Source organism: Sinorhizobium fredii USDA 205 (genome assembly GCF_001461695.1).
Lineage (GTDB): Bacteria > Pseudomonadota > Alphaproteobacteria > Rhizobiales > Rhizobiaceae > Sinorhizobium > Sinorhizobium fredii.
This window is the reverse complement of the sequence record NZ_AUTC01000002.1, coordinates 110,152-124,068: the sequence shown is the minus strand read 5'-3', so window position 1 is coordinate 124,068 and position 13,917 is coordinate 110,152. Positions and strand designations below refer to the sequence as shown.

The window sequence follows — 13,917 nt, the reverse complement described above, 5'->3', positions numbered from 1 at the left end:
AAGCCATACCTATGACTATCAACGGATGGATACAGATCCTTGTCTTCTGCGGGATCGTCGCCTTGCTGGTAAAGCCGCTCGGCGGCTACATGACGCGCGTCTTTAACGGCGAGCGCACGCTTCTTTCATGGATCTTCGCACCCGTCGAGCGCGGTCTCTACGCCGTCGCCGGCACAAGCGAGCGGGAGGAGCAGCATTGGACGACCTACGCGGCCGCCCTTCTGTTCTTCAACCTGGCGGGATTCCTGCTGCTCTATTTGCTCCAGCGTTTCCAGGGGGCGTTGCCGTTCAATCCGGCCGGCATGACCGCCGTCCCGCCGGAACTTGCCTTCAACACCGCCGTCAGCTTCATGACCAATACGAACTGGCAGAACTATGGCGGTGAGAGCACGATGTCCTATCTCGTGCAGATGGCCGGCCTGACCGTGCAGAACTTCGTTTCGGCGGCAACCGGCATCGCCATTGCCGTGGCCCTGATCCGCGGATTTTCCAGGGCGTCGGTGAAGTCGATCGGCAACTTCTGGGTCGATATGACCAGGGCAACGCTCTACGTGCTGCTGCCGCTCTGCGTGGTGCTGACCCTCGTCTATGTTTATCTCGGCATGCCCCAGACGCTTGGCGCCTATGTCGGAGCCACGACGCTCGAAGGCGCGCAACAGACGATCGCCCTCGGCCCGGTCGCCTCCCAGATCGCCATCAAGATGCTGGGCACCAATGGCGGCGGCTTCTTCAATGCCAATGCCGCCCATCCCTTCGAGAACCCGGACGCGATCTCCAATCTCATCCAGATGGTCTCGATCTTCGCTATCGGAGCGGCGCTCACCAATGTCTTCGGCCGCATGGTCGGCAACCAGCGTCAGGGCTGGGCGATCTTCGCGACGATGGCCGCCCTGTTTCTCGTTGGCGTCGTCGTCTGCTACTGGGCCGAGGCTGCCGGCAACCCGCTCGTCCACGCGCTGGGCCTTCAGGGCGGCAATATGGAAGGCAAGGAAGTTCGCTTCGGCATTTCCATGTCGGCGCTCTTCGCGGTCATCACCACGGCGGCCTCCTGCGGTGCCGTCAACGCGATGCATGACAGCTTCACGGCGCTCGGCGGTCTCATCCCGCTGATCAACATGGAGCTCGGCGAGATCATCGTCGGCGGCGTCGGCGCGGGCTTCTACGGCATCCTGCTCTTCGTCGTCTTGGCGATCTTCGTGGCTGGTCTTATGGTCGGTCGCACGCCGGAATATCTCGGCAAGAAGATCGAGGCGAAGGAGGTCAAGATGGCGGTTCTTGCCATCCTGTGCCTTCCGCTTGCGATGCTGGTCCTGACCGCGATCGCGGTCGTGCTGCCGGACGCAGTGGCGTCGATCGCCAATCCCGGTCCGCGCGGCTTCTCGGAAATCCTCTACGCCTACACGTCGGCGGCGGCGAATAACGGCTCTGCCTTCGGCGGCCTGACGGGCAATACGGTCTGGTACAACCTGACGCTCGGCATCGCCATGCTGATGGGTCGCTTCCTGGTCATCATCCCGGCCTTGGCCATCGCCGGCTCGCTCGTCGCCAAGAAGACCGTCCCCGCTTCCGCAGGCACTTTCCCGACCGACGGAGCGCTTTTCGTCGGCCTGCTCAGCGGCGTCATCCTGATCGTCGGCGGCCTGACGTTCTTCCCCGCCCTCGCCGTCGGGCCGATCGTCGAGCATCTCGCCATGCTCCTCGGCCAAACCTTCTAACGGTGGCGCCATGGCTCAGCTCGTCCGTCATTCACGCAAAGAGTTCCATCCCCGCGCCGGACATGCGGCGCGGGGAGAGGCGCCGCCACGGGTCTCGACCATCCTCTGCCTGATCTTGGGCGGGATGACGCTGCTCGTGCTCGTCGGCAAGGCGTTCACTTACTTGTTCGCAGCGATCTGATCGCCGGCGTTCACAACATTCAGCTGGAGTCTCCTATGAGCCAGTCCAAATCCACGAGCATCCTGGACGCTCGCATTCTCATACCCGCCATTGGCGATGCCTTCCGGAAACTCAATCCGAAGGCGCTTGCCCGGAACCCGGTGATGTTCGTCGTCACCGTCGTCTCCGCTTTGACCACTGTCCTGCTTTTCCGTGATCTGATCACAGGCGGGGAGAACATCGGTTTCTCCTTCCAGATCGTCATCTGGCTCTGGTTCACCGTGCTCTTCGCCAATTTTGCCGAAGCGGTGGCCGAGGGGCGCGGCAAGGCGCAGGCGGAATCGCTGCGCCGCACGCGCACGGAAACCCAGGCGAAGCTCTTGAAGGGCGACGATATCAAGAACTTCAAGATCGTCCCCGGCACGAGCCTGAAGGTCGGCGATGTCGTGCTCGTCGAGGCCGGCGACATCATCCCCTCGGACGGCGAAGTCATCGAAGGTGTCGCCTCCGTCAACGAGGCGGCCATCACCGGGGAATCCGCGCCCGTCATCCGGGAATCGGGCGGCGACCGGTCCGCCGTCACCGGCGGCACGCAGGTGCTGTCCGACTGGATCCGCGTCCGGATCACCGCCGCATCTGGTTCGACCTTCATCGACCGCATGATTGCGCTCGTCGAAGGTGCCGAGCGGCAGAAGACACCCAACGAGATCGCCCTCAACATCCTGCTAGCCGGCATGACGCTGATCTTCGTCCTGGCGACGGCGACGATCCCGAGTTTCGCCACCTATGCCGGCGGCTATATCCCGGTCCTCATTCTCGTGGCGCTCTTCGTCACGCTGATCCCGACGACGATCGGCGCGCTTCTGTCGGCGATCGGCATTGCCGGCATGGATCGGCTGGTGCGCTTCAACGTGCTTGCCATGTCCGGCCGCGCCGTCGAGGCGGCAGGCGACGTCGATACGCTGCTGCTCGACAAGACCGGCACGATCACGCTCGGCAATCGCCAGGCGACCGAATTCAAGCCGGTGCGCGGCGTCAGCGACCAGGAATTGGCCGATGCGGCCCAACTTGCGTCGCTTGCCGACGAGACGCCGGAGGGCCGTTCCATCGTCGTGCTCGCCAAGGAGAAATACGGCATCCGCGCCCGCGACATGGGAAGCCTGCATGCCCACTTCGTGCCGTTCACGGCGCAGAGCCGGATGAGCGGCGTCGATTTCGACGGCTCCAGCATCCGCAAGGGCGCGGTCGACGCCGTCCTCCAGCACGTCGATCATGCGACGGTCGCGAGCACCAACGGCACTGCGAGCCTGGTCGTGCGCGAGCCGCAGACCGCCCGCGAGGTTCAAGCCATTTCCGATGAGATCGCCAAGGCGGGCGGCACGCCGCTTGCCGTGGTCAAGGACGGCCGGCTGCTCGGTGTCGTCCACTTGAAGGACATCGTCAAAGGCGGCATCAAGGAGCGCTTCGCCGAATTGCGCCGCATGGGCATCCGCACCGTGATGATCACCGGCGACAACCCGATGACGGCAGCGGCGATCGCGGCGGAAGCGGGCGTGGATGACTTCCTCGCCCAGGCGACGCCGGAGAACAAGCTCAGCCTCATCCGCGAGGAGCAGGCGAAAGGCAAGCTCGTGGCGATGTGCGGCGACGGAACGAACGACGCGCCGGCGCTCGCCCAGGCGGATGTCGGCGTCGCGATGAACACCGGCACGGTGGCGGCTCGCGAGGCCGGCAACATGGTCGACCTCGATTCGGACCCGACGAAGCTGATCGAGATCGTCGAGATCGGCAAGCAGTTGCTGATGACGCGCGGCGCCCTCACGACCTTCTCGATCGCCAACGACGTCGCCAAGTATTTCGCCATCATACCGGCGATGTTCCTGGCCTTCTACCCGCAGCTCGGCGCCCTCAACATCATGGGGCTGAAAACGCCGGAGAGCGCCATCCTCTCGGCGATCATCTTCAACGCCCTGATCATCGTCGCGTTGATCCCGCTCTCGCTGAAAGGCGTGAAATACCGGCCGATCGGCGCCGGCGCGCTGTTGTCGCGCAACCTGCTGGTCTACGGCCTCGGCGGCATCATCGTTCCCTTCATCGGCATCAAAGTGATCGACGTCGTCATCACGACGCTCGGCCTCGCATAAGGAAGCGCTCCCATGTGGAAGCAAGTAAAACCCGCGATCGTCATGATCATCGCACTCACGGTATTGACCGGACTGGTCTATCCGCTTGGAATGACCGGCATCGCCCAGGCCCTCTTCCCGCATCAGGCGAACGGAAGCCTGATCGAGAAGGACGGTAAGATGGTCGGCTCCGAGCTGATCGGTCAGGCCTTCACCAGCGACCGGTATTTCCACGGCCGGCCTTCCGCTGCTGGCGACGGCTATAACGCCGCCGGCTCCAGCGGATCCAACCTTGGGCCGACCAATCAGAAATTGATCGACCGCATCAAGGCCGACGCCGAGGCACTGAAGGCGACGAACCCCGCTGCCCCGGTCCCGATGGACCTGGTAACGACGTCGGGCAGCGGCCTCGATCCGCATATCTCGCCCGAGGCGGCCTATTTCCAGGTGCCCCGCGTCGCCAAGGCGCGTGGCCTTGATGAAGTGGCGGTCAAGTCGCTGGTCGATGGCTACATCAAAGACCGGGAATTGGGCTTCATGGGCGAGCCAACGGTCAATGTTCTGGCATTGAACCTTGCGCTTGACGGGCCCGCTGCTCAATAACGGAATGGGCTGGGGCCAAACGCAGCCCCAGCCTTGACCGCGAGGGGAATGCTTATCAATGCCCGACGAAAGACGCGACGTCGACACAAGGCCTTCGCCCGACGCTCTCCTCGAGAATGCCGAACGCGAGGCGAGCGGCCGGCTGAAGATCTTCCTCGGTGCTGCGCCAGGGGTGGGCAAGACATACGAGATGCTGGTCTCCGGGCGGGCCCGGAAATCCGAGGGCAATGACGTCGTCATCGGCATCGTCGAGACCCATGGCCGTCAGGAGACCCAGGCGCTCGTCGACGGCTTCGAGGTCATACCCCGCCGCAAGGTGGAGTATAAGGGCCACGTCCTCGATGAAATGGACCTCGACGCCATCCTCGTGCGCCGTCCGCAACTGGTCCTGATCGACGAGCTGGCGCACACCAATGTCGAGGGCAGCCGCCACTCGAAGCGCTATCTGGACGTGGAGGAAATCCTCGCTCAGGGGATCGACGTCTATTCGACGCTGAATGTCCAGCATATCGAAAGCCTCAACGACATCGTCGCACAGATCACCCGGATCCGGGTGCGCGAGACGGTGCCCGACTCGATCATCGACCGCGCCGACGATGTCGAGATCATCGATCTCACCCCCGACGATCTGATCAAGCGATTGCACGAGGGAAAGGTCTATCTGCCGACGACCGCAAAGCGGGCGATAGCCAATTACTTTTCTCCCGGCAATCTGACGGCGCTTCGCGAACTCGCACTGCGCCGCACCGCCGAGCGCGTCGACGACCAGCTCCTGAGCCACATGCAGGCGCATGCGATCCGGGGTCCCTGGGCGGCGGGAGACCGTGTGCTCGTCTGCATCGACCATGACCCGCGCGGCGCGGCCCTTGTCCGCTACGCAAAGCGGCAGGCGGACCGGTTGCGGGCACCCTGGACCGCGATCCACGTCGAGACGTCCGGATCCATCAATCTGCCCGACGCCGGCAAGGACCGGCTGGCTTCGCACTTGCGGCTTGCCGAGCAACTGGGCGGCGAGGCCATGACCATTCCGGGGCAGAGCGTGGCGCGCGACATTCTTCGGCACGCGGCGGCCCACAATGTCACCCATGTGGTGACCGGAAAACCGAACAAGCCACGCTGGCGCGAACTGGTCGAAGGGTCCGTCTCGCATGACCTGATCCGGCACGCAGGCGATATCAGCGTGCATGTGGTGTCCGGCGCGGAGCGCGCGCCGCCGGCCGCAAGGGGCGTGAAGACCGCGCCGCCGCCGAAACAGGTCAAGCTTCAGCCCTATCTTCTCAGCACCCTCTACATCTCGATTGCACTCGCATTCAGTGCGCTACTTGACCAGGTGCTGGACGTCCGCAACCTGGCGCTCGTGTTGCTGATCGGCGTTCTCACCTCTGCCGTGACGGCGGGTCTGGGACCGGCCCTCTATACTTGCTTTGTCAGTGCGCTCGCCTTCAATTTCTTCTTTCTGGAGCCGCGGTACACCTTTACGATCCGGGATCCCGAAAGCGTGCTGGCGCTGGTGTTCTTCCTGGTAGTCGCCGTCACTGCGAGCAACCTGACGGCCCGCGTCCAACGCCAGGCCGCCGCGGCCCGCCAGCGCGCCAGGACGACGGAGGATCTCTATCTCTTCGCGAAGAAGCTCGCCAGCACCGGAACGCTCGATGACGTGTTGTGGGCGACCGCCCATCAGGTCGCGTCGATGCTCAAGGTTCGAGTGGTGATCCTTTTGCCCGAAGACGGCTCGATTGCGGTCAAGGCAGGCTATCCGCCCGACGATACGCTCGTCGATGCGGATATCGCCGCGGCTCGCTGGGCATGGGAAAACGATCGGCCGGCGGGTCGCGGCGCCGATACACTGCCGGGAGCCAAGCGTCTTTATCTGCCGCTGCGGACCGGCCGCACCGCCATCGGCGTCATCGGTCTCGACAATGACAGGCAGGGACCGTTGTTGACGCCGGAACAGCAGCGGCTGTTCGATGCCCTGGCGGACCAGGCTGCGCTGGCGATCGAGCGGGTACAATTGGTCGCCGACGTCGACCGGGCGCGGCTGGCCGCGGAGGCCGACAGGCTTCGTTCCGCTCTCCTCACGTCGATTTCGCACGACCTCAAGACGCCGCTTGCCGCCATCATGGGGGCGGCCGGCACGCTGCGCGACTATTCCGGCGCGATGCCCGAGGACGACCGCACCGACCTGCTCTCGACGGTCGTCGACGAGTCGGAGCGGCTCAACCGCTTCATCGCCAATCTGCTCGACATGACGAGGATCGAGTCGGGCGCGACCGAGCCGAACGCCTCCTTCCATGACGTCGGCGACGTGGTCGGCACGGCGCTCCGGCGGGCCGCCAAGATGCTGGCACGGCACAAGACGGTGATTGAAATGCCTCCGGATCTGCCGATGCTGAAGCTCGACCCCGTCCTCTCCGAGCAGGTGCTCTTCAACTTGCTCGACAATGCAGCCAAATATGCTCCGCCGGGCTCGACTATCAGAATTCGCGCCTGGGTGGACGAAAGCGCCGTTACTCTTCAGGTCATGGATGAAGGCCCCGGCATCCCGAGCGGCGATCTCGAACGCGTGTTCGACAGCTTCTATCGCGTTCGCAAGGGCGACCATGTCCGAGCGGGAACCGGTCTCGGGCTTTCGATTTGCAGGGGCTTCGTCGAGGCGATGGGCGGAACGATCTTGGCGGGAAACAGAACGGATCGGTCCGGGGCGGTCTTTACCATCACAATGCCGGTCCCGGCGGGAACGCCAAATGTGGAAGATCTGACATGACAGTCTCAAACGTGAAAATTCTGGTCGTGGACGACGAACCGGCGATCCGGAAGTTGCTGAGAGTCGGCCTGACGAGCGAAGGCTATGCCGTGCTCGAAGCGATCAATGCCAGGGATGCGATAAGCCAGGTTGCCGAAGAGCGGCCGGACCTGATCCTTCTCGACCTCGGCCTGCCGGACATGGCCGGTCACGATCTCCTGGCGAAATGGCGCAGCGACGTATTGGAGCTGCCGATCGTCATCCTTTCCAGCCGGACCGATGAAACCGGCATCGTCAAGGCGCTTGAACTCGGAGCCGACGACTATGTCACCAAGCCGTTCGGCATGAAGGAGCTTGCCGCGCGCATCCGCGTCGCGCTTCGCCACAGGCTGCAGCAGCAGGGCGAACGGCCGATCTTCAAGACCGGCGACCTTTCCGTCGACCTGGTGAAGCGGATCGTCAAAGTGGCAGACAAGGAAGTCAAGCTGTCGCCCAAGGAATACGACATCCTGCGCATCCTCGTGCAGTACGCGGGCAAGGTCATCACGCACCAGCACCTCTTGAACCAGATCTGGGGTGAATCGACGGATGTTCAGTATCTGAGGGTCTATGTCCGCCAGCTTCGCCAGAAGATCGAGCGCACTCCGGACCAGCCCCAATACATCACCACGGAAACCGGCGTCGGCTATCGCCTGCGCGAAGCGGAACAGAATTGAGGTTGTCGTTCCGATCAGGACGCGAGTGCATCATGAACATATCTGACATCCTCACCCCGGAGCGCGTCGTCATCGATCTCGGCGCTGCTTCGAAAGGGCAGCTCCTGCATCGCTTTGCGGAAAGCGCAAGCCGGTCTCTCGGTATTGACGAGGGCGAGATATTTCGCGCCCTGAGCAACCGGGAAAAGCTCGGTTCGACCGGGATCGGCGAAGGAATAGCGATTCCACATGCGCCCCTTCGCGGGATTGCAGCTCCGTTCTTCCTCTTTGTACGCCTTAAGAAACCGATCGATTTCGAATCGATCGACGACATCCCGGTGGATATCGTCTGCTTTCTGCTGACGCCGACCGAGGGCACTGCCACGCACTTGAATGTCCTCGCGGCGATCGCGAGAAAGCTGCGCTCGCCGGAAACGCTGAGATCGATACGTGCGGCATCGGCGCCGGAGGAAGTATATCTCGCGCTCTTGAACGAGGATACGGAGGGCGAAAAGCGGTAAAGGCCTGAATCCGCTGGGGCAGACTCTACAGAATGAAGCGGCTTCTGACTTCCGGGGTTGGAACGAAGCAGGTGGCGGTCCGGCCGGCAAGCCGGTACCGGTTGCGGGCGACGAAGCCATAGAGCGCATCCGCCCATTTTGTCGGGACGAGAAGGAACAGGCGGCAGATCGACCAGGGAAAGCCCAGGCCGGCAACGACCCGAATTGTGGCCTCCGAGCGAACATAGGCGCGGCCGTCTTCGATGAACAGGTTCGTCTCGTAGTCGCGATCGTCGAGTCCGTAATGCCGATAGAGCGCTCTACCGACCTTCGACTGCGCCGCCAAGAACCGGTATTTGGCCTCTCTCTCGCGCTTCAGCGCGAATTTGACCCAGCCGGAGCAGAAGACGCACTCGGCGTCGAACACAAAGATGGGGTGCCCGTCCGGAAAGGGCGGGACCGCCGGGTCGTTCTTGTAGCTGTACCGGTTCATCGTTCGACACTATCTGCTTCCGAGCTTTCAGCCATGTATCACGGCAGAGGCTGTCTTGCCACGCTCTGAACTTCGCGCGTCCGCCCAGCCTTTCACTTCGGCGGACGATGCTCTATGAGAACGCCACGGACGCGCGGGGAGGAACATGAGAAAACTGGTCGCTGGCAAACTTCACGGCATTTACGTGACCGAGGCCAACCTCAATTATCATGGCTCCATCACCCTGGATCCGGATCACTGCGAGGCGGCGGGAATCCTGCCGATGGAGTTCGTCGAGATCTGGAACAAGAACTCCGGGGCGCGCATCTCCACCTATGTCATACTCGGCGAGCGCGGCTCCAGATGCTGCATCCTCAACGGCGCGGCGGCCCGGACCTGCCAGCCCGGCGATCAGGTCATCATTTGCAACTCCGTCTATCTCGACGAGAGCCGCATCCCCGACTTGAAGCCGACGGTGCTGACCTTCGACGACAACAACCACATTCGCGATCGCCTGACCTATTCGGTCGAACTCGATGAGCGGGGCAAATACACGTTCAGCATTCTTGATGAAGAGGATAGGAGGCAGCCGGTCCCGCTCTCCGTTGCCGGCACATAGCCGCAACAAAGGCAGGCGTGGCGCCGGGTAGGGGGCCCTAGGAGGAGACCTCCGCGGCAAGCCAGCTGCGGAATGCTTCGAGCGGCGGATAGTTGCCCCGCGACTGCGGCCAGACCAGCCAATAGGCGCCGGAACCCGAAATCGACCGCTTCAGAAGCGGCACAAGGCGCTTTTCCTCGATCTCGATGTCTGCGAGATAGTCCGGGAGCAGGGCCACGCCGAGCCCCGAAATGGCGGCCTGCGTCATCGTTGCGAACTGGTCGAGCAGCATTCCCGTCACGCTCGGAGCCTCGGCGCCCTGTGCGGCAAACCAGGTTGCCCATGCGTTCGACCGCGTCTCTAGCTGCAACAGCGGCAGACCCGCCATGTCATGAACGGTGCGAACCGGATGTTCGGCAAGCAGTGCCGGAGAGGCGCAGGCAGTCAAGGTTTCTTCGAACAGTTGCATGTGTCCGGCGTCGCGCCAGTCGTCCGCTCCGAAATGAATGGCCGCATCGAAACCCTCGGCGGCGAAATTGAACCGCTTGAGGCGTGTCGCGAGGTTGATCGTCACGCCCGGGTTCCTGGTCAGAAAGGTGCCGAGCCGCGGCGCCAGCCAGCGGGTGCCGAAGGCGGGCAGGATGGCGAGCGACAGGGCACCGCCGCCCGGATTGGCGGAAAACTCCATGCTGCCGCGCTGAATGAGATCGAGGGCCCGGGTCACGTCGCGCCCATAGGCCTGGGCCGCTTCGGTCGGAATGAGCCTCTGCCTGTGGCGCTCGAAAAGCGGCCGTCCCAGCTGCTCCTCGAGGCTCTGGATGAGCCGGCTGATGGTGCTTTGCGTCAGATTGACTTCCCGCGCCGCCGCCGAGATGGAGCCGGTGCGCAAGACGGCCTCGAAGGCCGACAGCAGGCTGATGGAGGGAAGAAACCGTCGTGGGCGCATCTAACCTATGTATTCCATGCATGGAGACAGCGCAAACTAGGGTTATTTCCGCGGAAGGACAATCGTTATCTGCATGGAACGCCGAATCCGTATTCGATGTCGTTCTTCAGGGCGACTCGCAATGCAGGCTGGCCGCGGCGAGATCTACAGCGCCGCGCGCCTTATCAGGCGCGCAAAGGTCGCTGTAGCGCTTTCAAGTGCTGCATGTCTTTGCTCCTTAAATCGAGGTCGATTTAAGGAGACATGCAGTAGGTCAATACGCGACATGCGAAGCGGCCGACATCAATTCTTCGGGGTTGAGCGCCTGACAGACATTCCGGCCGTCCTCCTCGACCTCCGTGAAGCTCCAGCGCACCACGCCTTCGCGATCGAGCAGGAAGTGGCCGACAAGCTGCATATGGTCGGCTAATCTCACCTGCCTATCGGCTTCTGTGATTTCATACGGATCCTTCTCGCTGAGCAGATCGCCTGCTGCAACGGGATTCATCGGCTCGGACAATTCGCCCGGCAGATCGACACGCATTGCCATGATCGCATCCATTCCGACCTTGGACGGCCAGTCGGTCTCCTTCTCGGTGAACTCGACGATGGGTAAGCCGAAGGCGCGGTGCGAAGCGCGGGCCGGATCGGATGCGGCAAGGAGATCGGCGATCGGATGGTAACGGAAGTAGAGACGCGCCCGTTCGACGGGGGTGTTCACCACCGCCAGGGTCTGAACGCCTTTCTCGCGCAATATCGGGTTGAGCTGTGCCATCGCCACGACGTGGCGGCGGCAGAAGGGGCAATGCAGGCCCCGAAACAGACCGACCAACAACGGGCTGCGGCCGCGAAAATCGTCAAGTGCGATCTTCCCCTCGCGCGAGATCGCATCGAACACGACATTCGGGGCCTGATCGCCCGGTTGCAACGGATTGTTGGCTTGATGCGTAGACATCGGACAACCTCCTCGCCTCAAGGAACGGCCGAGAAAATGCAGTAGGGCAGGTGTTTCGAGGTCGCTGAAGGGGCCCGACCTCTCGCCTTGCCGCACAGCCAGGATCCGATCTCAGAATGGCCCTACATTGGCCCACGAGCAAGCGGTAAACGACAAGCGTGTCACGGGGCACGGGCTTCCGTCTTGTAGGTCAATCGCGACGAGCAAGGTCCCCGTCGGGCCGGTCCGGGCGCCAGCAGCTTGGGGCAAGGGATGACCGGGCGGAACATTCCCGAACCGGCGTGGTTATCGAAACCACACAAACGAGGACGTGTCACAATGGCCAATCTGCCGGGAAATCGCGGAAGCTGCTGGGTGGCCGGCGCCGGCCCGACAGGCTATTCGCCGCTCGACGGCTCGATCCATGCCGAAACGGTCGTCGTTGGAGGCGGGATCGTCGGGCTCACCACGGCGCTGCGCCTTCGCGAGGCCGGCCGCTCCGTGGTCCTCCTCGAAGCGCTGGAGATCGGCGGGCAGGTGACGGGTCGATCGACGGCGAAAATCACGACGCAGCACGCCTTGATCTATCGCCATCTCATCGACGCCCTCGATTTATCGAGGGCGCGGCGCTATGCCGAGGCGAATTCGGCTGGAGCCGCGCTGATCAAGGACTGGATCCGGGAATATGCCATCGCCTGCGATCTGGAACGCAAGGATGCCTATACCTATGCCACAAGCGGGGAGGGGCGCGAAGCGGTCGTTGCCGAGGCAGAGGCGGCGCGACAGGTCGGGCTGGAAGCACGGGTGCTCGATCGCGCACCGCTGCCCTTCGAGACCACGGGCGCGCTTTGTTTTGCCGACCAGGCGCAATTCAATCCGGCAAAATATCTCGTCGGGCTGGCACATGCTGTGGCGGACCACGGCGGCCGCATATTCGAACAGAGCCGAGCGGTACTGATAGGCGAGGCGAGCCGCTGGCGCCTGGTGACCGCTGGCGGGACGGTGCATGCCGAACACGTGGTCGTCGCCACCAACATGACGGTCAAGAGCCCGGTCGGCATGGCGAGCCGCACGCAGCCGCGGTGTCATACCGCGATGGCCTTCCGCATCGACGATCCGCTTGTCGTCGACGGGATGTTCATCGGCATCGACGATCCGACGCATTCGATACGGACGGGTTCGGACGCTACGGGCCCGCTGCTCGTCGTACTCGGTGCGAAATTCGATACCGGCCAGGATGGGAACGTCGCCGCTCGCTTCGTGGAGTTGGACGAATGGGCGCGGCAGAACCTGGCCGTCGGGGAGGTCGCCTGGCGCTGGTGCAACGAGGACTACGACACTGCGGACCGGGTGCCCTATGTTGGCGAACCCGATCCCGAGAAGGCTCCGGGCTTTCATATCGCTACCGGATTCAACGCCTGGGGCATCAGCAACGGGACCGCGGCCGGCATGATGATCGCAGAGACGATCGTCGGCCGCGCCAGTCCCTGGCGGAGCCTCTATGATCCGACCCGGCCTTTCCCCAAGGGCTTCCACAGGGATGGCGACAGTCGGTCGATCGTCCGCAGCACGCACGACATCCCACCCGGTGAAGGAGGCGTCATCCTGAGGGGTGACGAGAAGATCGCCGTCTGCCGGGATGATGACGGGTCGCTGCACGCTGTTTCCGCGTCCTGCACCCATAGGGCTGCACGGTCACCTGGAACAATGCGGATCGCACCTGGGATTGTCCCTGCCACGGCTCGATCTTCGCGTCGGACGGGTCGGTGATCCATGGCCCGGCCCGCACGCCGCTTGCTTCAGTCGAACTGTAGCGCGGCTTGCAAGCAGGCCCGTCCGAGGGCCGGTGCGGTCGGTGCCGTGACGTCGTATTCCGTGCTGTCTTTGCCGATACGGTCAGGCGCGCGCTGACCTTTTTGCGCGACGATTGAGAAAGAGACTGAGGCTGGCTTCGTTCCGAGCAGGCCCGATGCGCTCACAGATCCTTGGATCCTCCGGCCTCGGTCGCCACTCGGACTCTTCCGACAGCGCATCCCTGGCCTGCGGTCCATCCAACCGGAAAAGCAGCGCGATAATCATCTCCCTGTCGCTGATGCCACTGTCGGAAGACAAGTATTCCCACAGGTCCCTTTGACAGTCCTCGATGAGCTTTCTCATTTTTTCGGCGTTCATCGGACACCTCAATAGGAGGCTCGAAGAGAGGTCCCGGAGCGGTGCAGAAGGGCATCGGACACCGCTCCAGGATCATCGCACTGCCGCGGCGGCGGGGTAGCCGTTGTTCCGCAGGTGCTTATCACGCAGTATGTCTTGCGGAAGAACACTCGGCAACGGGCCTAGGACCTTTGGTCCGCCTACCCCGGACCAAAGTCCTACAGCGCCGCGCGTCTTATCAGACGCGCAAAGGTCGCTGTACCACTTTGATTTGCTGCATGTCTTTGTCCTTAAATCG

General features: G+C 63.1%; 12 protein-coding genes and 1 pseudogene. 9 read left to right on the top strand and 4 right to left on the bottom strand.

The genetic code is table 11. From position 1 onward, the window contains the following. The first annotated feature begins 11 nt into the window (after nucleotides 1–11). Genes kdpA through N181_RS01865 form a run of 7 tightly spaced genes read left to right on the top strand, consistent with a single transcriptional unit; the run spans nucleotide 12 to nucleotide 8,560 of the window. Nucleotides 12–1,715: a potassium-transporting ATPase subunit KdpA gene (gene kdpA / locus N181_RS01890; protein WP_060563216.1), complete on the top strand. Its 1,704-nt coding sequence runs from the start codon at nucleotides 12–14 to the stop codon at nucleotides 1,713–1,715. Between the two features lie 10 nt (nucleotides 1,716–1,725). Next, nucleotides 1,726–1,896 carry a hypothetical protein gene (locus N181_RS33900; RefSeq protein WP_162832824.1) on the top strand — a complete coding sequence of 57 codons (171 nt, stop codon included), beginning with the start codon at nucleotides 1,726–1,728 and terminating at the stop codon, nucleotides 1,894–1,896. A gap of 35 nt (nucleotides 1,897–1,931) precedes the next feature. Then, nucleotides 1,932–4,019, top strand: coding sequence for a potassium-transporting ATPase subunit KdpB (gene kdpB / locus N181_RS01885; protein ID WP_037430325.1), 2,088 nt, complete (start codon nucleotides 1,932–1,934; stop codon nucleotides 4,017–4,019). 12 nt (nucleotides 4,020–4,031) lie between these two features. Further along, entirely contained in the window at nucleotides 4,032–4,601 is a 570-nt protein-coding gene (gene kdpC / locus N181_RS01880) for a potassium-transporting ATPase subunit KdpC (protein ID WP_037430330.1), read from the top strand. A 58-nt stretch (nucleotides 4,602–4,659) separates the two neighbouring features. Continuing rightward, entirely contained in the window at nucleotides 4,660–7,365 is a 2,706-nt protein-coding gene (locus N181_RS01875) for a sensor histidine kinase (protein WP_037435439.1), read from the top strand. Beyond that, nucleotides 7,362–8,060: a response regulator transcription factor gene (locus N181_RS01870; protein WP_014331918.1), complete on the top strand. Its 699-nt coding sequence runs from the start codon at nucleotides 7,362–7,364 to the stop codon at nucleotides 8,058–8,060. Before N181_RS01875 ends, N181_RS01870 begins: the two co-directional genes overlap by 4 nt. A gap of 32 nt (nucleotides 8,061–8,092) precedes the next feature. Next, nucleotides 8,093–8,560 carry a PTS sugar transporter subunit IIA gene (locus N181_RS01865; RefSeq protein WP_037435441.1) on the top strand — a complete coding sequence of 156 codons (468 nt, stop codon included), beginning with the start codon at nucleotides 8,093–8,095 and terminating at the stop codon, nucleotides 8,558–8,560. 25 nt (nucleotides 8,561–8,585) lie between these two features. On the opposite strand, the gene N181_RS01860 is transcribed toward N181_RS01865, so the two are convergent. Next, nucleotides 8,586–9,032 (bottom strand): thiol-disulfide oxidoreductase DCC family protein, encoded by a 447-nt coding sequence (locus N181_RS01860; RefSeq protein WP_014331916.1) that lies wholly within the window; start codon nucleotides 9,030–9,032, stop codon nucleotides 8,586–8,588. Between the two features lie 145 nt (nucleotides 9,033–9,177). On the opposite strand from N181_RS01860, the gene panD reads away from it, so the two are divergent. Then, nucleotides 9,178–9,630: an aspartate 1-decarboxylase gene (gene panD, locus N181_RS01855; RefSeq protein WP_037430340.1), complete on the top strand. Its 453-nt coding sequence runs from the start codon at nucleotides 9,178–9,180 to the stop codon at nucleotides 9,628–9,630. A gap of 37 nt (nucleotides 9,631–9,667) precedes the next feature. Here the strand turns inward: panD and N181_RS01850 are convergent, their stop codons facing one another. Further along, nucleotides 9,668–10,555, bottom strand: coding sequence for a LysR family transcriptional regulator (locus N181_RS01850; protein ID WP_037430348.1), 888 nt, complete (start codon nucleotides 10,553–10,555; stop codon nucleotides 9,668–9,670). Between the two features lie 253 nt (nucleotides 10,556–10,808). Then, a complete protein-coding gene (locus N181_RS01845; protein ID WP_014331913.1) occupies nucleotides 10,809–11,489 on the bottom strand; it encodes a redoxin family protein in 681 nt (226 codons plus the stop codon). Between the two features lie 318 nt (nucleotides 11,490–11,807). Here N181_RS01845 and N181_RS01840 point away from each other — a divergent pair. Beyond that, nucleotides 11,808–13,282, top strand: a pseudogene (locus tag N181_RS01840) (FAD-dependent oxidoreductase). Nucleotides 13,283–13,364: 82 nt separating this feature from the next. Here N181_RS01840 and N181_RS01835 read toward each other — a convergent pair. Further along, complete coding sequence (locus tag N181_RS01835; protein WP_014331911.1) at nucleotides 13,365–13,640, bottom strand: hypothetical protein; 276 nt, start codon at nucleotides 13,638–13,640, stop codon at nucleotides 13,365–13,367. Between the last annotated feature and the right edge of the window lie 277 nt (nucleotides 13,641–13,917).